A 22347-nucleotide genomic window follows, 5' to 3' on the forward strand; every position below is an offset into this window, starting at 1 on the left:
GGGCGACTGGATTAGGAGAAACCTGACATGGATCTGATGAAGTCCCTCTTCATTTCCGCCTCCGGTTTGAAGGCTCAAAACGGTCGCATGCGTGTGATTGCGGAAAACATCGCCAACGCGAACTCGACGGCCCGGACCCCGGACGAAGAGCCGTATCGGCGGAAAATTCCAACATTCAAAGCTCAGTTCGACAAGGAGCTGGGGGCTGACAAGGTCGAACTTGGCCGGATTGTCGAAGACACTTCGGACTTCAAGTCGAACTACATGCCGGGGCATCCAGCCGCTGATGAGAATGGCTATGTGCTCCAGCCGAACGTTAACACACTGATTGAGACCACCGACATGCGCGAGGCGCAGCGGTCTTATGAAGCCAATCTTAATGTGATCGAAACCACGCGCAAAATGCTGCAGCGGACGATCGATATCTTGCGTGCTTAGGCCGCGTTTTCGCCTTTTGAAGCTGGTAAGGAAGTAAGCCAATGTCGACGATGTCAGTTGCAAACAACGCCTATCAGATGGCGGCCCGGCTGCAGCAGCAGGCAAAAGCTATTGAAGACCCGGCGCCCGTCCGCGAGCAGGTGGATTTTGGCCAGATGGTTCAAAGCGCTGTCGATAATGTCGTCGATCAGGGACGCGTGGCGGATAATAAAGCGGTTGGCCTGATTGAAGGCAAAGCGGATGTCGTGGACGTCGTGACCGCAGTTGCTGAAACCGAAGTTGCCTTGGAAACCATGGTCGCCGTCCGTGACCGGGTTATCTCGGCTTACGAAGAAATTATGCGGATGCCGATCTGATCGGGTTGGGCCTCGCAGAAACCAGATGTTGGAACACGAGAAAGGACAGCCATGACCGGCGCTGAAGTGCTTGATCTTGCCCGGGCTGCTGTGTGGGCCATGATCCTGGTTGCCGGGCCGACGATGGTCGTTGGTTTGCTGGTCGGTGTTGTCATCGCGCTGTTCCAAGCCTTGACCCAGATTCAGGAAATGACCTTGGTCTTCGTTCCAAAGATTTTGGCGATTTTTGTCACACTTCTGATTTCTTTGCCCTTCATGAGCCAAGTGCTTCAAGGGTTTATGTCACGTGTTGCGGAAATGATCCTGACTACCGGGCCGGTCTAGGGGTGGCGTTAGATGACCATCCAGCTTGATTTCCTGCCTGATGTAGCCGCAGCGTTCATGCTCATGTTTGCGCGGTTGGGCACGATGATCATGCTGTTACCGGCACTCGGTGAAAGTTCCATTCCAACCCGTTTCCGCCTGACGATTGCACTGGCTTTGACGCTGGTGCTTTATCCGATGGGCTCTCAGCAATATCCGGCTGATTTGGTGGCCTCCCCAGAGCGATTGGCCGTTTTGCTTTTTAGTGAGATTGCCATTGGAGTGGCCATCGGGCTGTGTGCCAAATTAATTACTTCCGCCGTTCAGATTGCAGGTGTGATTATCGCCAACCAAACCGGCTTGGCGTTTGCGCTTGGAACGGACATTTCCAATGAGGGCCAACAAGGGGCTCTTTACGGGAACTTTCTTGCCATTATCGGCATAACACTGATCTTTGTTACTGATACGCATTACTTGGTGATTGCAGCGCTGCATGACAGTTTTTCGCTGTTTCCGCCTGGATCCATGCCGCCCGTCGGTGATTTCTCGCAAAACGTGACCGAGACGGTCGCGCATGTGTTTTCAGTTGCGACGCGCATGAGCGCGCCGTTTCTCGTTGTTGGTCTGGTCTTTTATTTTGGCCTCGGTTTGCTCAATAAACTGATGCCGCAGATGCAGATCTTCTTTATCGCCATGCCCGTGAATATCGCCATCGGGTTCTTTCTTCTCATGGTACTTCTGACGACGCTGATGATGTTCTATCTCGATCATGTTCAGCAGTCGCTCGGCAAGTTTATCGCGGGGTAACGGTGCGTTATGGCTGACGATACCGACGACTCAGAAAAGACAGAGGACCCCACGCAGAAGCGTCTGAAAGACGCTCATGACAAGGGGGACGTTCCCAAATCGCAGGAAGTCAGCACCTGGTTCGCTTTGGCTGGGGCGACCTTGATGATTGCCTTGCTGGCGCCAGGGGCAGCTGAATCGCTAGGCAAACTGATGAAGGGCTATCTGGAGCATGCGCACCAGATGCCTGTTGACGGATATGCGATCAAGGCTTTGTGGAGAGACACCGGCCAGTCCGTTGCCATAATCGTCGGTTTTCCGTTGATTGCCTTGGTCGTTATGGCGGTGGCCGGAAATCTGGTTCAACACCAGCCCTTGCTGACTGCTGAAACGATCAAGCCCAAACTATCGAAGGTTTCCCCGCTGTCCGGGTTCAAGCGTCTCTTCTCCGTCGACAGTCTGGTTAACTTCGCAAAGGGCATGATCAAGATTTCCGTGGTTGGAGCGCTGATGGTGGCCGTGCTGTGGCCGCATAAGGACGAAGCGGATATCATGATTTTCGCCGATGAGGTGATTATCCTGGAGCGGGCCCGCATACTGATCCTGCAGTTGTTGGCTGCGATCCTGGCCGTGATGACCATTGTTGCTGGTGCGGATTTTATCTACCAGAAGAACAAATGGTTCAACAAACAGAAGATGAGCCTCAAAGAGGTCAAGGAAGAATTCAAACAGACCGAAGGTGACCCTCAGGTTAAAGGTAAGATCCGTCAGTTGCGTATGGAACGCTCGCGCAAGCGGATGATGTCGGCCGTTCCGCAGGCAACTGTGGTCGTTACCAACCCGACGCACTATGCTGTGGCCCTAAAATATGAAGAAGGCATGGGTGCGCCGCTTTGCTTGGCCAAGGGAACGGATGCGCTGGCGTTGAAAATCAGGGAAGTTGCCAAGGACAATGAAGTTCCGGTTATTGAAAACCCACCGCTTGCCCGGGCGCTTTATGCAACAGTAGAGATTGATCAGGAAGTTCCGGAAGAGCACTTTAAAGCGGTGGCCGAGGTTATTGGCTTCGTCTTCAGAATGCGCAAGCGGGCAGCCTGGAAAGCCAACTGAAATACCGGCTAAAGTAACAATATTGTAGAGAAGACGCCTTTGCTGGCGAATTTCAACAGGACTGAGCCTCAGATCAGTTGAAATTATAGGCCAACAACAGAATGCTGAAGTCCGGCCCCAATTAATCGAATCGGGCCGAGGAGACGGAATGTATGAGTGACCTTGACGGAGCGCCAGGCGGGCCGATGATCAATCGGCCGGAGCGATCCGGAAACATAGGGTTGTTAATTGGGTTGGCGTTAGTGCTTGCAGGTGCTGCGGCTGCCTTTGCGGTAATGGACCGCGCTGTTGCGCAACCCTTCATTCTGGCACTACTTGGGATCCTGGCGGTCGTCGGGGTTTTCTGCCTGTTTGCCGGTGCCATTGGGTTTCTGCGTTTGTCCGCAAGGCCGGGCGAAGCCAACCCACTTGCATCCGCCTTCGTCGACACGCTGGAAGATGGCGCACTCATAACTGACATAGACGGCCGGCTGGTTTATGCCAATAAAGCCTATGCGGATCTCACAGGCGCCGATACGGCTGCTGATGTTCGTGTGGTTGAACGGGTGTTTTCTTCCGATCCAGACGCAACAGATGCCATTTTCCGCCTGTCACAAGCGACGCGCGATGGCCGCAAGGCGCAAGAAGAAATCCGCATGCCGTTCCCGCTTGGCCGCGCGGACGGCGCGGCGCGCTGGTATAGGGTTTCTGTCCGGCCGTTGCAGGTGTCCGGCGACGGATCATCGGGCAAGGTCATGGCCGTCTGGCAGCTGGCCGACATTACCCGCGACCGCGCGGAGCAGGAAAACTCATTCCAGGAACTCCAGCGCGTCATAAATTTTCTGGATCATGCGCCCGCTGGGTTCTTTTCGTCCGATTCTCAAGGGCGGATCGTTTACCTAAATGCGACCCTGGCCGACTGGCTCGGTTATGATCTGGCGCAGTTTGATGCTGGTGATCTGGATCTGTCGGATATTGTGCGAGGCGATGGAACGGAGTTGATCCGGTCTGTCAAAGGTCAGGCCGGAGAGGTTAAAAGCGAGACTTTCGATCTTGATTTTGTGACGCGCAATGGCCTTGGTTTGCCAGTACGTCTTTTGCACCGTGTGCCCTTTGGTGAAAATGGGATCCAAGGGGACAGCCGTACTCTTGTGCTCAACAGGTCGAGAGGCGAGGAAGCTTCTGAGGCGTTGCGGGCAGCCGAAGTCCGCTTTGCGCGCTTTTTCAACAATACGCCAATGGCGATTGCCTCCCTCGACAAAGAAGGCCGGGTATTGCGCACCAATGCACCGTTCCTGAAATTGTTTGGCGCCGTTGATAACGACGATCAAGCACCCGAACTGAAAGCCTATGTCGCAGACAATGGCCGCGAAGACCTTCGAAAAGCGTTGAGTGCGGCAGCGAACGGCATCAGTGAAATTGCGCCTGTCGATATTCCGCTTGTGGAGGGCAACGATCCGCGCTCCGCGACGTTCTACGTTTCCGCTGTTCAAGAAGGCGAGGGCGACGGTGAAGCTGCGATCGTCTACGCGTTGGAAACCACGCAGCAACGCGCGCTGGAAGCCCAATTTGCCCAGAGCCAGAAGATGCAGGCCATCGGTCAGCTTGCCGGCGGTGTGGCGCATGATTTTAACAACGTCCTGACGGCAATCATCGGCTTTTCCGATCTGCTCCTGGCAAGCCACCGGCCGACCGATCCGTCCTTCCAGGACATTATGAACATCAAGCAGAATGCCAACCGGGCCGCTGGCCTGGTGCGTCAGCTTTTGGCGTTCTCGCGCCGCCAGACTTTGCGGCCTCAGCAACTTGAGTTGAATGATGTTCTGGCCGACCTCTCAATCCTGCTCGACCGCCTGCTGGGCGAGAAAGTTGACCTGAAGGTCATACACGGCCGCGATTTGTGGCCGGTGATGGCCGACCTCAATCAGCTGGAGCAAGTGATTGTCAATCTGGCGGTGAACGCCGGCGATGCGATGCCGGATGGCGGCAATTTGACGATTTCGACCCGCAATGTTTCGGAAACAGAATCCACGCAGTTCGAGAACACCCGCGGTATGCCGCCAGGCGAATATATGCTGGTTGAGGTTGAGGACACCGGCCACGGCATTCCGCCCGATGTTATGGAGAAGATCTTTGATCCGTTCTTCTCCACCAAGGAAGTCGGCAAGGGAACAGGGCTGGGCCTGTCGACCGTTTATGGCATCGTTAAACAGACCGGTGGATTCATTTTCTGCACCTCTGAAGTCGGTGGTGGAACAACGTTCCGCCTATTCCTGCCGCGCTACATTCCAGCCGTTGTTGAAGAGCCGAAGCCGGATCCAAAAGAGCCGGAGAAGGAGAAGGTTGCCGATCTGACCGGAACGGCCTCCATTCTTCTGGTGGAAGACGAAGAAGCGGTGCGGGCCTTTGCCGCCAGGGCGCTGGCTTCGCGCGGCTATACCGTTCACGAAGCGGGAACCGGCGCTGAGGCGCTTGAGGTTATGGAAGAGGTTGACGGCGATGTCGATCTGGTGGTTTCCGATGTCGTCATGCCGGAAATGGACGGTCCGTCGCTCCTGGTGGAACTGCGCAAGACACGGCCGGACCTTAAAATCATTTTCGTCTCCGGCTACGCCGAAGATGCCTTTGAGGAGAACCTGCCGGCAGAAGAAAAGTTCTTCTTCCTGCCAAAACCCTTCACGCTGAAGCAGCTGGCCACAACGGTGAAGGACGTTTTAGACGGATAGGAGAGGTTGTTTAAATCTCTGCCTATTCGGGTCCTCTGATCAGAATCCTGACGAGCGCGGAGACCTCTGACCTGAGGTTTTCCAAGGGAACGCCGACAAACTGCTTTTGCAGCGATAAAAGCACAACACCATGAACGGCAGCAAAAGTCGTACGGGCCCGCAATGCCATCTCCTCTTCCGAGAGTTCCGGCCATAACTCGCTGAGTGATGGAATAAGTGCATCAATCAGCACCGTTTGGCCGAGCCGGTATTTGTCCGGTTTTTCTTTCCCTTCTGGAAGGCGGTGTTCAAAAAGCGCCATCCAACGCCGCTGATGCTCAACCGCAAACTCAATGTAAGCCGCCGCGAGCGCCTGCAAAACCTTTTCTGTTTGTGCGTTATCAGGAATGGCGGCTGATAAGGCCTTGCCCAAATCCGCGAGCGTCCGCGAATTGAGTTCCAGAACCAACGTGTCCAGGTCGTCGACTGCATTATAAAGCGCGCCGAGAGCACAGCCGGCGCGGGTGGTGATGTCGCGGGCTTTCAGGCCGGATAGTCCTTTTTCAACGAGCTCTGCCTCAGCTGCGGTGATGAGTCTATCCCGGAGTTCAGCGCGTTTCGTTTCCCGTGTTGTCATGTCCAATTAACCATATGCTTGAACATTGTTCAAAATTATGTTGAACGTTGTTCATGAAGTTGCTAAAACCAATTCGTGAACAACGTTCATATCAATGGAGAGACAGATGTTCAAGATGATGAGTACGTTAATTCGAGGAAGAACGTTCGACGTCGCTGAAGCGTTTGCTGACACCAACACGATTTCCATTCTACGCCAGCAGCTGCGCGATGCGGCAGATGGTTTGAGTTCCGCAAAGCGGTCTGTTGCAGTTGTCATGGCCTACGCAGCCCGCGAAAAGAAACTGGCTGAGAAACAAGCGGTCCAGTTGGCTGATATGGAAGCAAGGGCGTTGGAGGCGATCCGGCTCGGTCATGACGCGCTGGCGAGCGATGCTGCTGTGGCAATCGCGGAGCTGGAAAAGGAACATGCTGCAACCACCAAAGCCCACACCCATTACACCGCCGAAATTGCGAAACTTCGTGATCAAGTGGCTTTGTCCGAACAGCGGCTGCGGACACTTCAGCGCGGCAAACAAATCGCCGATGCAGCTCAACACACCCACAAGCTTCGCGGATCGATCCCGAACGGTGTCCTGGCGAGCCTGAGGGATGCCGAAGCGACACTGGAGCGGCTGCAGGAGCGCCAGTCCCACGCAGAAGAAGTGGAGATCGCAATGGTGGAAATGACCGCAAGTTCTTCTGCGGAGCAGGTCGTTGAAAGGCTGGCTGAAGCGGGATGCGGGGCCTCGGTGACCACGGACGCTACCAAGGTTTTGAAGCGCCTTCAGGCCAAAGCCGAAAGGGCTTCTGACACAGCTTCCTAATTTCATAGAGCAAGACGGGCGGGGAATTCCCGCACTTTCATAACATTCGCCGGACACCGGCAAACACGGAGAAATCAAATGTCCACCTACACCACTAAAGCATCCAACGCCTGGAACTTGTTCACCTATTTCAATTTCGGCGTGGCTGCTTTGATGATGGCCGGCGGGATCTGGTCACTGGAAGCAAGTTTCTCGGCCAAGGGCTACTACGCGATGGCCGCCTTGATGCTGGTCTATTCAACGGCTTCGATCACAAAGGCCGTCCGCGACCAGGAAGAAAACAACCGCATCTACAACAAGATCGAAGATGCCAAGACGGAACGGTTGCTGGCCGAAGTTTCGGCTCAGGATCCTGCCTGACCGGCTGATCTCTGACCGGCGGTCACCTACGAAATCAGGCAAATAGAGATTTCATCAATCAAGGGGGCAGCTTTTTGAAGTTGCCCCTTGCCGGACTACCGCTGTGAGTATTGAGGGAATGCATGATGTTCAAAAAATACAAAATGCTCAAACATGCCGCGTTTGGCGGGCTTGTGTTTGCGGGCGGAATTTGGACAGTGACCGCCTTCCGGTTTCATCTCGCCGAAGAGATCTTGGCTGCCGGGGCTACCCTTACCGGTCTTCTATCGATCGGTATCCTTGCACTGCGGGCACGCTCAAAACGCGCGGCTTGGCTTGCCCTTGTCATCTGTGGTCTTGCTGTTGCTGGTTGGTATCAGACGATCACACCGCAGGAAAACTTAAACTGGGCGGCAGATGTCTCGCGAGGGGTAAAGGCTCACGTGGATGGTGACCTTGTAGAGCTGACGGATGTCCGGGATTTCCGCTGGCAAACTCCGGATCTTGCAGCGCGGCGTTGGACCGATGAAACCTATGATGTTTCCAAGCTGACCAGCGTTGATGTCATCACATCGGTTTGGGACAGCCCGGACTTTGCTCACCTTCTAGTCAGTTTCGGGTTTGAAGACCGCGAGAACATCGTGTTTTCAGTTGAAATCCGCCGGGAGGCCGGTGAGGCGTTTAACGAAGTTGGTGGTTTTTTCCGGCAGTTTGAATTGGTGCTCATTGCCGCAACCGAGCAAGACATTGTCAAGTTGCGAACCGATGTCCGCAAAGAAACCGTCAGCATGTTCTCTGTGAACCTGACATTGGAACAGAAGCGGGACTTGTTTTTGTCCTACGTGGCGCTCGCACAGGATCTGGCTGCCAAGCCAGCCTTCTACAATACGCTGACAGCCAACTGCACCACCGTTGTCTTTCAATTGGCCAACAATTTGTGGCCGAAGATGCCATTGGATTGGCGGCTGGTGCTGTCCGGACATGTGCCGGACTATCTGCAGCGCCTGGGGGTCTTGGTTGGCATTCAGTCGATGGAGGAACGCTGGCAATCGGCCTTGCTACCCGACACATCCGAGCTTTTGATGGCCGGACAGACCTTTTCGGAGTTCATCCGAACCGGCAAGTGAGACCGATTTCCATCAATCCAGGGCATGATAGGGGCTGAGTGTTTTGGAAATCTGTGCCAAAATCGGCAGACTCAACAATAACTAAAGGCATTGGGGGCGGGGCTATTCATGATCCGAACCCTTAGGAGGATGTTTTTATGAAGTTTCCTGAGTTCATCAAATCCTTTCCGGCGTTGGATATTCCATTTCCCGATGATGTTGTGACGACCCATGCGATCCGGTCGGATCGAGGCATGGTTGTTTTTTTCGAGTTTCTGAAAGACATGATCCTGCCGCCGCACTCGCATCTGGCGCAGTGGGGCACGGTTCTGGACGGAGAAATCGAGTTCACCATTGGCGGCGAAACCCGCAAGATGGGGCCAGGCGCTATTTATGACATTCCGGCCGGCGTTGAGCATGGCGCGGTCATCAAGGCCGGCACAAAGGCGATCGATGTGTTTGAAGAGCCGGATAGGTATCCGTTCAAGCCAGAGTGATTGGTTCGGTTTTTATTCCCAAGGCGCAAAGGTTTTTTCCGAGGAGAGCTGGTTAAACCTCTCTTGCAGCCCGTTCATGAACTCGGTCCGGTCTCCCGCCCAAGTGATTGGCTCTCCGACGAAAATATCGCAGAAAAACGGCACCAGAAGAAACGAACCCTTAGGCAGAGCCTTGCCGAGGCCGTGCGTGAAGATTGGCACAACAGGGGCGGTGGGCACCCGTTCGGCGAGGTAGGAAATCCCTTTTTTAAGATCCGTCATTTCCTCTGGTGTGCCGCGGGAGCCTTCGGGAAACAGGATCAGCACCTGATTGTTGTCGAGCGCCTGGTAACAGCCCTCCAGCGGATCGGCCGTGCGGTCGGCGCCTTTGCGCTCCACGGGAATAATGCCGAGCACATGTTCCGACAGCCAAGCTTTCCAGGGCGATGAAAAGAAATAGTCGGCTGCGGCGACCGGCTTGATGTCTTTCAGTTTAGACAGTGGCATCAGGGCCATCAACACCATGGTGTCGAGATGGCTGTTGTGATTGGCAACGATGATCGCCGGGCCGTCCGAGGGCAGCAGTTCCTTGCGCCGGACGTTCAACCCAAGCAGGAACAAGACCGCGATTTTGATGAAGATGTAAAAAGCCTTCTGCAACATGAACCCGGCCTAATAATAAAAATAGCGGGTAAAGTGGAAGAACAACGGGGCTGTAAAAGTCAGACTGTCGATCCGGTCGAGAATGCCGCCGTGGCCCGGAATGAGGCTGCCGGTGTCTTTCACGCCAAGATCCCGCTTCAGCGCCGAAACAGTAACGTCACCGATAAATCCGGCCACGGGGATCAAAAGACCGGCGGCGGCGGCGTGATAAATGCTGAAGGGGGTGACCAGCGGAGCGGTGACGATCGCCAGAACAAAAGTGGTGCCGACACCGCCCAAAAAACCTTCCCAGGTTTTATTTGGGCTGACGCCGGGAATGATTTTCCGGCGACCGAACATCTTGCCCCAGGTGTATTGGGCAACATCGTTGAACTGGGTCAGAAACACCAGGAACAGCAGCAATCCGGCCCCGCCTGCCGAACTGCCTTCGGTTGCTGGCAGGATCAAAAGGAAGGCTGCGTGGGAGATCGAAAACACGCAGAGCATTAGCCCCCAGTTCAGCGTGCCGACAGACTTCAAAAAGCCGTCAGTCTGCTGGGAGAGCAGGCTGGCGAAGGGCAGGAACAAAAACATGTAAACGGGGATGAACACGGCAAACATGCCGTAGTAGCTGTCATAGACCCAGAAATACTGAACGGGGATCGACAAATAGGCCCAGAACAGCACCCGCCGGTCGGCCCGCCGGGTCGGGATCATGGAAAAATACTCTTTTAGCGCCAGGAAACTGATGAGCCCAAAGACAACAATTGAGATTGTATTTGAGACCAGGAATGCAAGGGTGAAGATAGCCACCATCACCCACCAGCTCTGGGTGCGCTGAACCAGTTCTGTCAGATCCTTATCCGAACGTTTGGAGAGGACGTAGACGATCAGGCTGGCCGCGGCGAGAAGGCCCCAGATGCCGATCAAGGCCCAATGGATGGCGTGCAGGGTCATTTATTCTCCAATTCGCCCAGGGCGTTTTTGGCGCGGTTCCAGATGGTAACGGCGGACAGGACGAGGCCAAGGCCCATCAAGATTGCGAAGAAAACCTCAGAAGTCAGACCGAATGCCGCCAGGACACCGCACAGGCCAAAGAGGACAGCGCGGTCACTCTTGCCAAAGGGGCCGTCATAGCGTCGGCTGGCGCCAATCTGTACGCCGATGACGCCGGTCATCTCGCCGATGATGGCGAGCGTGACAAGTCCGACAACCAGCTCGCCAGATATGAACGGCAGGGCGGCAAAGGGCAGGTAAAGGGCGGCATCGGAAATGACGTCACCAAGCTCGTTCAAGATCGCGCCGAGATCAGATTTCTGATCGTGTTCGCGGGCCAGCATGCCGTCGATGGCATTGAGCCCCATCCGGATGAACAGCACAACTGGCAGCAGGATCAGAGGCAGAAACGCCCCGGGAAAGAGCCAGAGCGCGGCGCCCTCTAAAAGGGACAGTCCGAGTGCTGACATGGTGACTTGATTTGCCGTCACTCCAGCCGTCGCCAGTTTCTGGCACAACGGGCGTAGAAGATCCTGAAAGCGGGATTTGAGCTGGTAAATCGTAGGCATGAAAATCTGCGCGTGTGACAAAAGATGACAGTACTATAACGGCTGATTTCGGCAGCGGTACCCCGTCGTGCCCGGTCAAGAGGCGATCAGAACGCCAGCATGATGCGCACAGGATGGGTTGGATCGAGCAGCAGTTTGACGGCCATGGCAATGCAGGCGCAAACAAGCAGCGGCCGAATGACCGTCGCTCCGTTTTTCATGGCGAGCTTTGAACCTGCTTGTGCCCCGAGAAATTGGCCGAGCCCCATCAGAAGACCGATTTTCCAGAACACGGCACCACTTACCATGAAGACCAGAAAACCGGCCAGGTTTGATGCAAAGTTCAAAACCTTGGTGTGGGCAGTGGCTTTCAAAAGACCTGCACCCATGAGCGCGACAAAGGCGAGCATGAAGAAAGATCCGGTGCCAGGACCAAAAATGCCGTCGTAAAAACCAATGATTGGAACGATCGTTGCGCCGAAAGCAAAGCTGGTCAGTCTCGGGACACTTTCGACCGCACCGGCATTGGGTTTCAGCGCGAAATAGATGGCAATCAGGATGAGGATGACCGGAAGGGCCGTTTGCAGAACATCGGTTGGCAAGACGGTTGCCACCAGTGCGCCGAAGACGGCCCCCGCAGCAGACATGCCTGCCATGGGCAGAATGATCTTATAGTCGACCAGACCGCGGCGTGAATAGGCAAGGGTGGCGGACCCGGACCCGAACAACGCCTGCAGTTTGGCAGTTCCAAGAGTTTCCAGTGGCGGTAGCCCAGCCATCAGCAAGGCAGGAATGGCAATCAGTCCGCCACCGCCTGCAATGGAATCAATGAACCCGGCGACAAAGGCAGCTGCGAACAACAGCAGCAAAATATCAGAAGTAAATTCTGCCAAGCCAAACTCTTTTGCCGGAAAACACTGCCAGAGCATCAGTGCCGAGACGGCAACCTGGCAGATTATGTGAGGACGGGCACCTCATAATCCGGTTTGAGTTCGATTGCCACTTTAATCCGTCTTTAAAACGCCGGCCAAAAGCGCCTTGGTTGCCGTTTCGTAGCTGGAGCGGTCAGCGCCATTGGCGATTTCGAGGGCGGCCCGGTCGAAGGCGGCCGAGAGCAGATCCGCCAATGGTTCCAAGGGGATGTTTTGCACAAAGCCATTTCGGGCGCTGTGCCTTAAACCTTCCAGAAGTGTCGCGCCTCCGGTAATCCGGTCAACTTCCGTCATTTCTTGAAGTCCAAGCACTGTTGGACCTTCTAAGAGAAGGATCTTGGCTCGGCCCGGTACAGATAGGGCAGAAAAATAGGCTTGCGCGCCGGCCATAAAAGCCTCAAGCGGCGTTTGACTGGTGTTTGTGTCCGCATCGATGTCTGCGGCGACCGCTTCGGCTTCCTGGTGCACCAAGGCCCGCATCAGGTCGGTTTTGTCTTCAAAATGATGATAAAGCGCCCCGCGAGTCACATTCGCTTGTTTGACGATCTCCGGCGTGCCGGTTTCCGCATATCCTTTTTCAACAATGAGTTCCCGGGCGGCCTTTAGAAGCGCGCTTTTGGTTTCCGCCCGGCGTTCGGCTTGAGAGCGGCGGGGTTTTTCATCTTGCATACATGCAGCCTGTATGTTAATTGAAATTTACATACAGATAGTATGTTTGTTTTTGAGGCTTGAAAAGCCTCCACGTCAAAAAACGTCAACCGATCACGAGACTGCAGGAGAAGTGCGATGAAATGTTCTCAATATTATCCCGTCCTTATGACCCAGGACGTCGCCAAGTCTGCCCAGTTCTATCAGCAGCACTTTAAGTTTAAGGCTGTCTTTGAAGCCGATTGGTATGTGCATCTGCAGTCGGTCGAAGACGAGACAGTGAATCTTGCCATTCTCGATCAGGATCATGAAACCATTCCAGAAGTCCGCCGCGGGCAGGGGACGGGTGCCATGCTGCTCAACTTTGAAGTTGAGGATGTCGATAAAGTCTATGGCGAAGCTGAGAAGGCTGGCCTGCCCATTCTTTTGGCCCTGAAAGACGAGCCCTTTGGTCAGAGGCATTTCATTACCGAAGACCCAAATGGAGTGATGATCGATGTGATCAAACCGATCCCGCCGAGCCCGGAGTTCTTGAAGCAATTTGCTCCGGAGGCAGTGCCTGCTTGACCTCCTTTCGGAGGTTAGCGAGGACCTGAATTACCCAGAACAAGTGAGTCAATCGTACAAATGCGGTCCTGTTGAAGGACAAACAGGATCGCCTCGACCACATGTCGCGCAGTCATTGTTGCACCTCTTCCTGGCGCAACCTCTTTGAACCAGTCTGGGGCTTTGAACTCCAGATCGCTTTCGAAGTTGGGTGGAAATACGGACATCACCCGCATGCGGGGCTGAGTTTGCCGAAGCCGGTTCATAAAGGCGGTTTGGGCGCTCTTTGCTGCATGATACGCCGCATTCGGTGCGGCATCGCCTTGTAGTGCCAATCCGGATTGGGAGATCAGCGTCAGAATATCTGGAGTGTCAGAGTTCTCCAGCAACGGCAGAAAATGCTTGGTGACAAGAATTGTTCCAGAGACAGTGGAATTGACAGTTGCAAGCAGATCTTCATCGTGCGCCGCCTCAAATGAACCGGATAACCAAGTCGCTGCATTGTTGATCAGGATGTCGATTGATGCGGATTTTTTACCGACCGCTGCAGCAAAAGCCCGGATGCTCTCAGGGTCTGCAATATTGCAGCCGTAAGGTGTTATGGTCTGTCCGGTGATGTCTTGAATGAACCGGCAGGTGTTTTCAGCGGCAGACAAATCTCTGGCCGACACATGAAGCTCGGCCCCCCTGTCTGCCAAGGCAGCGGCCAAGGCACGGCCCGTTGACCGTCCTGCACCGGTAATTGCGACTTTCTTGCCCGCAAGACTGTTCATCCGTCCACATCCCCTATTTTGAATGCCGCTGCCGACCGAGCAGCAGATCCATCCTTAAGGTGGGGATACAAACTTATTTAGCAAGAATTTCTTGTTTTATTAGGGCGCGAATCTAATGTTTGCGGCTTGGCCAACGAGTGTGCCCAACCCGCATTAAAGGGGATTTAGGAAACAATCGGTGGACAGGAGCTGTTTTGCTCGGCGCGGCTTTTCAAGCCTTGCAGGCTCTGCAATGTGTTCGGGTTACCCGGCAGAACGAAGCTTTGCTCTAAAGCGGTGCGAACATTGTTGATCACAGCCAGATCCTGAACCACCAGCGTTTCGCACGGCGACCCGGTGAAGCGAACGCGGATCCGGATGACGCGATTGCCATTGTCAGACGGACCAAATTGCTTGTCCAAGGCCGGATTTTCGCCGGTCAACTGCCGTTCCATGACAACCATGTTCGGCTGATCCTGAATGACAATCGTTCCGCGTTCTGTGGCGCTGGCAACCAGAGCAGACCGGACGGTCATCGGATCGGCAGCAACACGTACGCTTTGCGCGCCTTCCGGCACGGACAGCTGCGGCTGATCGCCGAGAGAGGCCTGATTCGATGATCCGGACTGGCACGCTGCCAGGGTGAGCGCACAAAAACTTGCTAAAATGAGATGCCGCATCTGATCGCCTGATTCCAATAAACCGGGATAGTCAGACCGGTCTAAATCAGCTCTCTTGCAAGCGCAAGAAAACAGCCTGTGACGAGTGTCGTGTTTTCTGAGCCTGTTGCCAAATTGTACCGGAAACCCTAGGGCAGAAGGCTTAATCCCTGCGATTTCGCAGATCTAAAATGTGTCTCCGGTTTTGAAACCGCCACCGCCGAAACCGCCGCCGGTCTTGAAGTCACCGCCGCCAAAACTGTCTCCGCCACCCGGCATGCCGCCAGGACCACCAAAACCGCCTGGGCTGTTCATGCCGCCAAAACCGCCCATGGAGCGGGGCAAGCCATTACCTTTTGGAAAGGCCACCCGGCGTCCTTTGGGCCGCCGCCGTTTGTGGCTCCGCTCGGCCCGAGACCAATACTCCGCCCCGGTAATTGCACCTTTGACCAATTCGCCAAGCAGAACCGTGGTCAGCCGGTCATCGGAAAATGTTGTTTCCCAGCTGCCGTAACCCTTGGACCGGAAACGTTTGACAACATCCGCCAATTCGGCCCGGCGGCGACCGATATCGCGCTGGAGTTCCCGGTCCTGGCGGACTTCGCGGCTAACTTGTTCGATCCGTTCCCGGAAGTCCTCAATCCGCTGGACGATTTTTTCGTCCTCAGGAGACGGTGTCTCTAGAGCGGCGCGCCACAGATCGTTGAGAGCGTCTGTCTTCAGAGACGTTGCCAAATGTTCTTCGGCCTTCTGAAAATCATTGTCTTCGCCAATGGCGAATTCTGCCAGTGCGCTGGACAAGGTTTCAATTCGCCGGTCCAAATTGTCTAGTTCGGTGTCGATCGTGTCGATCTCATCACTTAGAGCCTCGATGCTGCCAACCAGGTCACTCCCAGCGGCCTCTGTCATAGCAGTGCGGCTGAGCTCAGCGAGTTTCACCTGTTCTTCCTGAAGCAATTCTGCACAGCGGGCGGCATGCTTGGCCATGCGCTCCGGAATGCCGGTCAACATGGCATAATTGGCCCTTGCATCGGTAAAGCCAATCAATCCTGCGACCCACCGGTCAAGCGAGCGGGTCAGGCCTCGCTTGTCATAGGCCGGTGTCGCGAAATTTTGGTTCCAAAGGTAGAGGAACAAAGGATCGGCTTCATAAGCTTTTCCTTTCTCCGCACGGTCTTTTTCAGAGGTTTGCGCTTTGGCATCGGCGGCTGCCGCGGTCTGTTCCGCGCGCTCAACACTGTCTCGTTGACGCTGAAATCCGGTGTCCGTTTCAAGACGGCTGTCCACGGCTTCCAGAAGATCATCCATCTGGTTTTCGGCCGAGTCCCGGTCTGTATCCAGCTTCTGGCGGCGGCTGTTAAGTTCACTCCGCTCGCTTTCGCACTGGCGCAACTGGTCTGAGAGAACCTTGTAATCAGCAGTCCGTTTTTCCAAAAGACGGCGCGCCTCTCGGGCTGCGCTGTCAAGACGCGTGTTGAGTGCGCCAGCCGCATCCGTATCCAAATGAAAACGGGCGAGATCGCGATAGGCTTCACTCTGGCGTTCTTGTAGATCCGTCAATCCACGGGTCGCACGTTCGATACGTTTGCTCAGTTCCGCTTCTTCACGGCGCAAGTCGCCAAGGGCTTGTTCGATGGTGCCAAGGGTTTGCCTGCCTGTCAGCATTGGATTTCCCTTGAGCTAGAACAACGTTTCAACGGACTTACCATTCCGTGATCGCTCCTTCCTGGACGCCGCTGCGCCAGGTGATATCCAATTCACCACGCAGTTTTTGGCCCAACATGCCTTTCTGGACGATCCCGTCGTCGACCTTGTCGCGCCGCACTGCATTATAGATGGTGTCCGAAACGCGCTGGCCCCATTTGTCGACACGAACGGTTTTGCCGTTTTCTTCCGAAACAATGTCGCGCTCCAGAATATTCCCGTCCGGATCAATGGCTTCAACGACAATGTAATGGTTTTCCGCATCCTGATTGGCATCGGGGATGCGGGTGATCCCTGTTGGAACGCCTTCCCGGGAAATGATCTGTACTTCGAACACTTCCGCCAGTTTTCCGGCTAGGTCACGCAATCCGTTTTCGGCTTTGAAAGCAGCTTCGTTCTTGCCATCCGTCAGGGCGATCTTGCCATCATCTGCCAGGCGCTGGGCTTCCGCCTCAATCTCAGTGTTTTCCGTCAAGGTATCAATGCGGTCCACCAGATCCGCATAGGTTTGTGGCAACGCTTCCAGACGGGCGGCTAAAGCAGTTTCCGCGCGCTGCTGTGGCAAGGCGACGAGCATGTACCAAGCCGTTATGGCAACCACCAGAACGGCTGCAAGGCCCGCGAGCCATTTGGACCAGGTCGATCGGGAGATATAGATCATCGCCAGCGTACGCTGGAACCCGGCAGCTGGCGGTGCATAGACAAAGCGGTCGCGTTTCAGGTCTTCGACACCGGCCTTCAAGATGTGGTCCGGAACCTCGATGCCTTGTGCGGCATAGACCTTGCGCAGCCGCTCCACCATAGCAGCATCGCGCTCGTCGGCTTTGAGTTCGCGGGCAACTTGGCCTTCCTCATGGCGGAGTGTATCCACCACATCCATCGCCATCATCAGATCATCGAGCGGCGTGTCGGGCTGTGCAGCCATACGGTCGGGTCTTCCCAAACTGGCGGAGCCGGGTGGGCCCGGCTCCAAGATGTTTCTGAGATGAAATTAGAGGCCTTGCCCCTCGGCCGTCAACTTGGCGAGGCGGCGTTTGCCATCTTCAACCGCGTTGCGGATTTCTTCAGAGTTTTTCGTCGACATATCCCGCATTTCGGAAATGATTTCACGGGACTGGACCTGGAAGTTCACAACGGAATCAACCAGTTTCTTCACTGATGCTGCTGCCACTGTCGGGCCGTAACCGGCTTTTAGGGCTTCTTTTTGAACAGCATCTCCAATCTCGGCGAGGGTCTCCAGGCTCTTGTTGATGCCATCCTTCATCGCATTCAGCGTTTCGGTGGATTCGTGAAGGCCCTGCAGACCTGTGAAGGACGCGTTGAGCGCCGTCAGCACCGACTCGTTGGTGGAGAAGAAACTCACCGATTGAGCGTAAACCCGTTCCTTGGCATTGGTTGTCTGAACCAAACGGGCCATGATCACTTCAGAGGTGTTGTAACCGACCGTCAGATTGTCAGAGAGATCCTTGGCAATCTGATAGCGCTTTTCTTCGTCCTGCATTTCCCGCAAGCGTTCGTCACGGGCAAGCTCCAGCCGCGCCTTCTGCGCTGCGTCGTCACCGGCATAACTTTCCACTTCCGCGGATGCACCTTCCAGCGCAGCCTTAGCTGCATCCAGTTTGGAGGTGGCGACGTTCAGCAACTCAAGCGCTGTGACTTCAGCCTGCTTCAACGCCCCACGAAAATCGCGATAGGCTTCCAGGATCGTCTGTTCCCGCTCGATCTGGTCTTTTGTGGCTCTGGCGACTTCCTTGTAGGTGCCGCGAATATCAGTGAACCGGTCGGAGATCGTCCCGCGGCGCATGTCACGCCATTTGTTGGAAAGGTTCTCGGTGAAAGAAATCTTGCCGTCCGCCAGCTGATCGACCAGGGTTTTGGCGTCATCTCGGATGGAATTGAACGCGTCGGTGATTTCCTCATACCGTTCGCCAATGTCCATTTGCTGGACCTGGTTGCGGACAACTTCATTGAAATTGGAGGCTTGGCCGAGCGTGCGGGAGATAATCAGAACCTTGTCCGGCGACAGGTCAGAAATCTGTTCCAGAAGCGCGTTGATCGGAGCATCTTTTTCCGTTTCAGGCGTGATACCGATATCCCGCAAGGTGGATAATGCGCGGTCCAGGTATTGAAGCGGTGAAAAGCTGCCGGCCGGAGCAGGCGTTGTTCCCGGGGCTGCTGGTTCTGCCGCATCTGTCATCTGAGAGTACCTCCTGAAACCGTTCGGCATTCCCGGTCTTGTTGGTGGCCGGCTGCCGTATCAAAACATCCTTAAGTGCCGCAAGTAAGGTCAGGCTTACGTCGCATTGTCAACGGCTTAGGCAGGAATTCCTGCCTTAGGCCGCTTGCGTTTTCGCCGAAGAAACTTGCACTGCTTAAGAGATGTTGTCCTTAAGCTGAAATTACAACAAGGATATTGCAGAAGGATCCGCCCGGCGCTCTATACCAGCTCTGCCGCAATTCTTGCAGCAAGACGGGCATTGTTACGTACCAGGGCAATGTTGGTATCGAGGCTTCGGCCGGACGTGAGCTCCAAAATGTTGCCGAGAACAAACGGCGTGACGTCCTTGCCGGTGACATTCTGATCTGATGCTGTTGTGATGGCTGCGTCGATATAGCCTGCCATTTCTCCGCGTGGAATTTCATCTGCTTCCGGCACCGGATTGGCGACCAGAACGCCACCATGATCGGCAAAGTTCTCGCGCATTTTCAAAAGCGCCCCAAATTCAGCCGGTGTGTTCAAGCGGTAAGGCGCCGGCAAACCGCTCTTTCGGGACCAGAATGCAGGCAATTCATCGGTGGCATAGGCAATGACCGGCACGCCTTTTGTTTCCAAAACTTCGAGCGTTTTGGGAATGTCGAGCAGTGCTTTGGCGCCGGCAGAAACAACACAAACCGGCGTGCGCCCCAACTCATCAAGGTCTGCCGACACGTCAAAACTGTCTTCAGCCCCCTTATGGACGCCGCCAATGCCGCCGGTTGCAAAAACTTTTATGCCCGCAGCATGCGCGGCCATCATGGTGGCTGCCACCGTAGTGGCCCCGAAACGGCCGGTCGCCAAAGCAAAGGTCAGATCCGCACGGGAGCATTTCATGACATCTTCAGCCTGTGCGAGCCGGTCGAGGTCTGCATCTGACAGCCCGACATGAATTTTGCCATCCATGATCGCGATAGTCGCAGGCACCGCACCGTTTTCCCGGATGTCGGCCTCGACCTGGCGGGCCGTTTCGACGTTTTTCGGAAACGGCATGCCATGGGTAATGATGGTTGATTCAAGCGCAACGAGCGGGCGGTTGGCGGCAAGCGCCTCACGAACTTCATCGTTGCAGACAATCAAGTCCTTTAGGGCGGCTTTAGGGGCGTTAGATGTCACGGAAGAGCCTTTCTTTTGAGGCATGCCGGCCGTAGCCGGAGGGATTTTGCTTTTTATAAGCCTGTAAAGGACCATCGCCAAGATAAGAATTTGTCCATATGGTCAAAATACTGTTCTTTAAGCTTCAGCACCTGAGGATTGGGTCAAGGCAGTCCAGCTTATGTTTTCGAAAAGTGCGCCAGGGCTTTGCAATGTTAGGGCCGCCGCCTTCAATCCGAAGGGAACAGCGTCAACCAAAGCAATGCCGCGGCTGAGAGAGGCGATTATACCGGCTGTCAGAGCATCACCTGCGCCGGTGACATCGACGATTTTCGTCGCAAGCGTTGGGTGCGATGTGATCCGTCCGCCCTCAAAGGCCAATACATCTGCTTTGCCGTTGGTCAGCACGATCCGTTGAGCCCCAAGCTTTTGAAGCTGGATGATCAAGTCCTCATTGGATGTGTCCGGCGCTGCTCCGGTCAGAGCAAGGGCTTCTCCGCGGTTGAGCATCAGGCACGACAACTTTGATAAAACCGGTTTGAGACGCGATGCCTTGGCATTTGAAACCGCATTTGCCATCAGGCTGTCTTTGGGGGCACGGGACACCACGGCTTCCAAAAGGCCAGCAGGCAGATTGGCATCCACAAACCAAAGGCCGTTGATCAACGCCGGATCTAGCGTCTCCAAAAGCGTATCAAACAGATCAGCCGGAGCGGTACTCAAGACCGTGTCGTCAACACTGGCCGCAGCAAGCGATCCATCCGGATTGTGAAAGGCAATATATTGACCCGTCACAAAACCCGGACGTTTGCAGGTGAGAACTTGGAGGCCTTCTTGTGCCAAACGTTTGGTGAGAGCGTCTCCGGCATCATCTCGACCAATCGCGCCTAAGAGAGCCGTGGGTGTTGCAAGCCGGTTCAAGGACCGGGCTATATTGGTGGCAACGCCGCCAGGCTTATGAGTCAACCTGGCCGGAGTGGAGGTTTCCGGCCGGTAGTTTTCAGCAGCGTGTGCCAACGTATCGGAATGGATCGCACCGATGCACAATACAGGTCGGGGAGAGGGAAGGATCACGCTGACATTAAACCTTGTTGCTGGGCTAGGTTCTGTTGAAGAAGAAGATTGGCGGGCTAACAGATTGCCAACAGGCATGCAACTCCAGAGCGGGAGTGATTCTGTTCTGACGCCTGATCTTGAAATGTTCCAGAATTAGCTGACCTAGCGTTAATTGCGGCCGCTTCTATGCGGAACATATTGGAAACAAATGATAAAAACTAATTAAATACCAATCGGTTTTGAGGACTTGAAAAAAGAGAACAAAATGAGTACAAAGGTCCGGATTGAAACAGCGCGTCCATCATGGAATAAGGAGCGTTCAGCCATGTCGCAAAGTACACTTCGTCTCGTAGAAAGCAGCCAGATGGACAAGACAAAAGCGCTCGATGCAGCGCTCAGCCAGATCGAACGGGCCTTTGGTAAGGGCTCCATCATGCGGATGGGCCAGGGTCAGGCCGTGGAGGTGCAAGCCGTCTCAACCGGATCTCTCGGACTTGATATCGCACTTGGAATTGGCGGCCTGCCGAAGGGCCGCATTGTCGAAATCTACGGACCGGAGTCCTCCGGTAAAACCACACTGGCGTTGCACACGGTGGCCGAAGCCCAGAAGACCGGCGGCATCTGTGCGTTTGTTGACGCCGAACATGCGTTGGACCCGATTTACGCCCGCAAGCTCGGTGTCGATATCGACAATCTTCTGATCTCCCAGCCCGATGCCGGGGAGCAGGCGCTTGAAATTGCCGACACGCTTGTCCGGTCCGGCGCGATCGATGTTCTGGTGATTGACTCCGTTGCTGCGCTGACGCCAAAAGCCGAGCTGGAAGGCGAAATGGGGGACAGCCTGCCGGGCATGCAGGCGCGTCTGATGAGCCAGGCCTTGCGCAAGCTGACAGCCTCGATTTCCAAGTCGAACTGCATGGTGATCTTCATCAACCAGATCCGCATGAAGATCGGAGTGATGTTCGGCTCACCGGAAACAACCACCGGCGGCAATGCTCTCAAATTTTATGCCTCTGTCCGTCTCGACATTCGCCGTATTGGGGCGATCAAAGACCGGGATGAGGTGGTCGGCAACCAGACCCGCGTTAAGGTCGTTAAAAACAAACTCGCACCGCCGTTCCGTCAGGTCGAATTCGACATCATTTACGGGGAAGGCGTCTCGAAGATGGGCGAGCTCATCGATCTTGGTGTCAAAGGCGGCATTGTCGAGAAATCTGGCGCCTGGTTTTCCTATAACAGCCAACGGCTCGGACAGGGCCGCGAGAACGCAAAGCAGTTCTTGAAGGACAATCCGGAAGTGGCCGAAGAGATCGAATTGGCTGTCCGCCAGAACGCGGGCCTCATTGCCGATGCGATCATCGATCCGGCTGGCGGTACTGAAGACGACGATTAAGCCGGCCGATCTTCCGGTCTCCCAATAGACAAAAACACTGTCTGGCGGCTGATCTTATTCAGGCAAAACCGTAACAATAAAG

General features: G+C 55.0%; 25 protein-coding genes. 12 read left to right on the top strand and 13 right to left on the bottom strand.

Features of this window, described 5'->3' with window-relative positions:
• Window positions 1–27 precede the first annotated feature (27 nt).
• From flgC to cckA, 6 genes are all read left to right on the top strand, one after another.
• Window positions 28–438, top strand: coding sequence for a flagellar basal body rod protein FlgC (flgC, locus tag FJ695_RS13605; RefSeq protein ID WP_141185959.1), 411 nt, complete (start codon window positions 28–30; stop codon window positions 436–438).
• A gap of 41 nt (window positions 439–479) precedes the next feature.
• On the top strand, window positions 480–794 hold the full coding sequence (locus FJ695_RS13610; RefSeq protein WP_141185960.1) for a flagellar hook-basal body complex protein FliE: 315 nt from the start codon (window positions 480–482) through the stop codon (window positions 792–794).
• A 51-nt stretch (window positions 795–845) separates the two neighbouring features.
• A complete protein-coding gene (gene fliQ, locus FJ695_RS13615; protein WP_141185961.1) occupies window positions 846–1118 on the top strand; it encodes a flagellar biosynthesis protein FliQ in 273 nt (90 codons plus the stop codon).
• Window positions 1119–1130: 12 nt separating this feature from the next.
• Window positions 1131–1904: a flagellar biosynthetic protein FliR gene (fliR, locus tag FJ695_RS13620; RefSeq protein WP_141185962.1), complete on the top strand. Its 774-nt coding sequence runs from the start codon at window positions 1131–1133 to the stop codon at window positions 1902–1904.
• A gap of 9 nt (window positions 1905–1913) precedes the next feature.
• Complete coding sequence (flhB, locus tag FJ695_RS13625; protein ID WP_141185963.1) at window positions 1914–2993, top strand: flagellar biosynthesis protein FlhB; 1080 nt, start codon at window positions 1914–1916, stop codon at window positions 2991–2993.
• Between the two features lie 152 nt (window positions 2994–3145).
• Entirely contained in the window at window positions 3146–5698 is a 2553-nt protein-coding gene (cckA, locus tag FJ695_RS13630; RefSeq protein ID WP_141185964.1) for a cell cycle histidine kinase CckA, read from the top strand.
• A gap of 22 nt (window positions 5699–5720) precedes the next feature.
• On the opposite strand, the gene FJ695_RS13635 is transcribed toward cckA, so the two are convergent.
• On the bottom strand, window positions 5721–6314 hold the full coding sequence (locus FJ695_RS13635; protein WP_141185965.1) for a TetR/AcrR family transcriptional regulator: 594 nt from the start codon (window positions 6312–6314) through the stop codon (window positions 5721–5723).
• Between the two features lie 106 nt (window positions 6315–6420).
• Between FJ695_RS13635 and FJ695_RS13640 the strand changes: the two genes are divergently transcribed.
• From FJ695_RS13640 to FJ695_RS13655, 4 genes are all read left to right on the top strand, one after another.
• Window positions 6421–7119, top strand: a complete 699-nt coding sequence (locus FJ695_RS13640) for a PspA/IM30 family protein (RefSeq protein WP_168206365.1) — start codon at window positions 6421–6423, stop codon at window positions 7117–7119.
• Window positions 7120–7197: 78 nt separating this feature from the next.
• Entirely contained in the window at window positions 7198–7479 is a 282-nt protein-coding gene (locus tag FJ695_RS13645) for a YiaA/YiaB family inner membrane protein (RefSeq protein WP_141185967.1), read from the top strand.
• Between the two features lie 122 nt (window positions 7480–7601).
• Window positions 7602–8585 (top strand): DUF4105 domain-containing protein, encoded by a 984-nt coding sequence (locus tag FJ695_RS13650; protein WP_209011036.1) that lies wholly within the window; start codon window positions 7602–7604, stop codon window positions 8583–8585.
• A gap of 137 nt (window positions 8586–8722) precedes the next feature.
• Window positions 8723–9061 carry a cupin domain-containing protein gene (locus FJ695_RS13655; RefSeq protein WP_141185968.1) on the top strand — a complete coding sequence of 113 codons (339 nt, stop codon included), beginning with the start codon at window positions 8723–8725 and terminating at the stop codon, window positions 9059–9061.
• Window positions 9062–9073: 12 nt separating this feature from the next.
• Here the strand turns inward: FJ695_RS13655 and FJ695_RS13660 are convergent, their stop codons facing one another.
• From FJ695_RS13660 to FJ695_RS13680, 5 genes are all read right to left on the bottom strand, one after another.
• Window positions 9074–9703: a lysophospholipid acyltransferase family protein gene (locus FJ695_RS13660; protein WP_141185969.1), complete on the bottom strand. Its 630-nt coding sequence runs from the start codon at window positions 9701–9703 to the stop codon at window positions 9074–9076.
• Between the two features lie 9 nt (window positions 9704–9712).
• A complete protein-coding gene (locus tag FJ695_RS13665) occupies window positions 9713–10639 on the bottom strand; it encodes a phosphatidate cytidylyltransferase (protein ID WP_141185970.1) in 927 nt (308 codons plus the stop codon).
• On the bottom strand, window positions 10636–11247 hold the full coding sequence (locus tag FJ695_RS13670; RefSeq protein WP_141185971.1) for a CDP-alcohol phosphatidyltransferase family protein: 612 nt from the start codon (window positions 11245–11247) through the stop codon (window positions 10636–10638). Before FJ695_RS13670 ends, FJ695_RS13665 begins: the two co-directional genes overlap by 4 nt.
• 86 nt (window positions 11248–11333) lie before the next feature.
• A complete protein-coding gene (locus FJ695_RS13675; protein WP_141185972.1) occupies window positions 11334–12119 on the bottom strand; it encodes a TSUP family transporter in 786 nt (261 codons plus the stop codon).
• 111 nt (window positions 12120–12230) lie between these two features.
• Window positions 12231–12827 (bottom strand): TetR/AcrR family transcriptional regulator, encoded by a 597-nt coding sequence (locus FJ695_RS13680; RefSeq protein WP_141185973.1) that lies wholly within the window; start codon window positions 12825–12827, stop codon window positions 12231–12233.
• A gap of 117 nt (window positions 12828–12944) precedes the next feature.
• Between FJ695_RS13680 and FJ695_RS13685 the strand changes: the two genes are divergently transcribed.
• Window positions 12945–13373 carry a VOC family protein gene (locus FJ695_RS13685; RefSeq protein WP_141185974.1) on the top strand — a complete coding sequence of 143 codons (429 nt, stop codon included), beginning with the start codon at window positions 12945–12947 and terminating at the stop codon, window positions 13371–13373.
• A gap of 14 nt (window positions 13374–13387) precedes the next feature.
• Here FJ695_RS13685 and FJ695_RS13690 read toward each other — a convergent pair whose 3' ends face one another.
• The 7 genes from FJ695_RS13690 to FJ695_RS13720 all read right to left on the bottom strand — a co-directional run bounded on the left by FJ695_RS13690 (window position 13388) and on the right by FJ695_RS13720 (window position 20890).
• Complete coding sequence (locus tag FJ695_RS13690; protein ID WP_141185975.1) at window positions 13388–14125, bottom strand: SDR family oxidoreductase; 738 nt, start codon at window positions 14123–14125, stop codon at window positions 13388–13390.
• A 164-nt stretch (window positions 14126–14289) separates the two neighbouring features.
• Window positions 14290–14784, bottom strand: a complete 495-nt coding sequence (locus FJ695_RS13695; RefSeq protein WP_141185976.1) for a hypothetical protein — start codon at window positions 14782–14784, stop codon at window positions 14290–14292.
• A 165-nt stretch (window positions 14785–14949) separates the two neighbouring features.
• Window positions 14950–16428 carry a hypothetical protein gene (locus FJ695_RS13700; protein WP_141185977.1) on the bottom strand — a complete coding sequence of 493 codons (1479 nt, stop codon included), beginning with the start codon at window positions 16426–16428 and terminating at the stop codon, window positions 14950–14952.
• Between the two features lie 37 nt (window positions 16429–16465).
• A complete protein-coding gene (locus FJ695_RS13705; protein WP_141185978.1) occupies window positions 16466–17392 on the bottom strand; it encodes a DUF6384 family protein in 927 nt (308 codons plus the stop codon).
• Window positions 17393–17458: 66 nt separating this feature from the next.
• A complete protein-coding gene (locus tag FJ695_RS13710) occupies window positions 17459–18664 on the bottom strand; it encodes a cell surface protein (RefSeq protein ID WP_141185979.1) in 1206 nt (401 codons plus the stop codon).
• A 240-nt stretch (window positions 18665–18904) separates the two neighbouring features.
• The gene (locus FJ695_RS13715; protein ID WP_305778403.1) at window positions 18905–19837 is read right to left on the bottom strand and encodes a pseudouridine-5'-phosphate glycosidase; all 933 of its coding nucleotides are present in this window, start codon (window positions 19835–19837) and stop codon (window positions 18905–18907) included.
• A gap of 117 nt (window positions 19838–19954) precedes the next feature.
• Window positions 19955–20890: a PfkB family carbohydrate kinase gene (locus FJ695_RS13720; RefSeq protein WP_209011038.1), complete on the bottom strand. Its 936-nt coding sequence runs from the start codon at window positions 20888–20890 to the stop codon at window positions 19955–19957.
• A 307-nt stretch (window positions 20891–21197) separates the two neighbouring features.
• Here FJ695_RS13720 and recA point away from each other — a divergent pair, with 307 nt between their 5' ends.
• On the top strand, window positions 21198–22265 hold the full coding sequence (recA, locus tag FJ695_RS13725) for a recombinase RecA (RefSeq protein ID WP_141185982.1): 1068 nt from the start codon (window positions 21198–21200) through the stop codon (window positions 22263–22265).
• Window positions 22266–22347 lie beyond the last annotated feature (82 nt).

The sequence above is a fragment of the Labrenzia sp. PHM005 genome, assembly GCF_006517275.1.
GTDB lineage: Bacteria > Pseudomonadota > Alphaproteobacteria > Rhizobiales > Stappiaceae > Roseibium.

Bases quoted from the DNA above. Each gene is read 5' to 3' on its own strand.
- FJ695_RS13610 (WP_141185960.1), top strand. From the start codon at position 480: ATGTCGACGATGTCAGTTGCAAACAACGCCTATCAGATGGCGGCCCGG.
- FJ695_RS13680 (WP_141185973.1), bottom strand. From the start codon at position 12,827: ATGCAAGATGAAAAACCCCGCCGCTCTCAAGCCGAACGCCGGGCGGAA.
- flgC (WP_141185959.1), top strand. From the start codon at position 28: ATGGATCTGATGAAGTCCCTCTTCATTTCCGCCTCCGGTTTGAAGGCT.
- FJ695_RS13645 (WP_141185967.1), top strand. From the start codon at position 7,198: ATGTCCACCTACACCACTAAAGCATCCAACGCCTGGAACTTGTTCACC.
- FJ695_RS13685 (WP_141185974.1), top strand. From the start codon at position 12,945: ATGAAATGTTCTCAATATTATCCCGTCCTTATGACCCAGGACGTCGCC.
- FJ695_RS13670 (WP_141185971.1), bottom strand. From the start codon at position 11,247: ATGCCTACGATTTACCAGCTCAAATCCCGCTTTCAGGATCTTCTACGC.
- FJ695_RS13695 (WP_141185976.1), bottom strand. From the start codon at position 14,784: ATGCGGCATCTCATTTTAGCAAGTTTTTGTGCGCTCACCCTGGCAGCG.
- FJ695_RS13640 (WP_168206365.1), top strand. From the start codon at position 6,421: ATGTTCAAGATGATGAGTACGTTAATTCGAGGAAGAACGTTCGACGTC.
- flhB (WP_141185963.1), top strand. From the start codon at position 1,914: ATGGCTGACGATACCGACGACTCAGAAAAGACAGAGGACCCCACGCAG.
- FJ695_RS13635 (WP_141185965.1), bottom strand. From the start codon at position 6,314: ATGACAACACGGGAAACGAAACGCGCTGAACTCCGGGATAGACTCATC.
- recA (WP_141185982.1), top strand. From the start codon at position 21,198: ATGTCGCAAAGTACACTTCGTCTCGTAGAAAGCAGCCAGATGGACAAG.
- FJ695_RS13660 (WP_141185969.1), bottom strand. From the start codon at position 9,703: ATGTTGCAGAAGGCTTTTTACATCTTCATCAAAATCGCGGTCTTGTTC.
- FJ695_RS13710 (WP_141185979.1), bottom strand. From the start codon at position 18,664: ATGACAGATGCGGCAGAACCAGCAGCCCCGGGAACAACGCCTGCTCCG.
- FJ695_RS13700 (WP_141185977.1), bottom strand. From the start codon at position 16,428: ATGCTGACAGGCAGGCAAACCCTTGGCACCATCGAACAAGCCCTTGGC.
- fliR (WP_141185962.1), top strand. From the start codon at position 1,131: ATGACCATCCAGCTTGATTTCCTGCCTGATGTAGCCGCAGCGTTCATG.
- fliQ (WP_141185961.1), top strand. From the start codon at position 846: ATGACCGGCGCTGAAGTGCTTGATCTTGCCCGGGCTGCTGTGTGGGCC.
- FJ695_RS13665 (WP_141185970.1), bottom strand. From the start codon at position 10,639: ATGACCCTGCACGCCATCCATTGGGCCTTGATCGGCATCTGGGGCCTT.
- cckA (WP_141185964.1), top strand. From the start codon at position 3,146: ATGAGTGACCTTGACGGAGCGCCAGGCGGGCCGATGATCAATCGGCCG.
- FJ695_RS13705 (WP_141185978.1), bottom strand. From the start codon at position 17,392: ATGGCTGCACAGCCCGACACGCCGCTCGATGATCTGATGATGGCGATG.
- FJ695_RS13690 (WP_141185975.1), bottom strand. From the start codon at position 14,125: ATGAACAGTCTTGCGGGCAAGAAAGTCGCAATTACCGGTGCAGGACGG.
- FJ695_RS13655 (WP_141185968.1), top strand. From the start codon at position 8,723: ATGAAGTTTCCTGAGTTCATCAAATCCTTTCCGGCGTTGGATATTCCA.
- FJ695_RS13650 (WP_209011036.1), top strand. From the start codon at position 7,602: ATGATGTTCAAAAAATACAAAATGCTCAAACATGCCGCGTTTGGCGGG.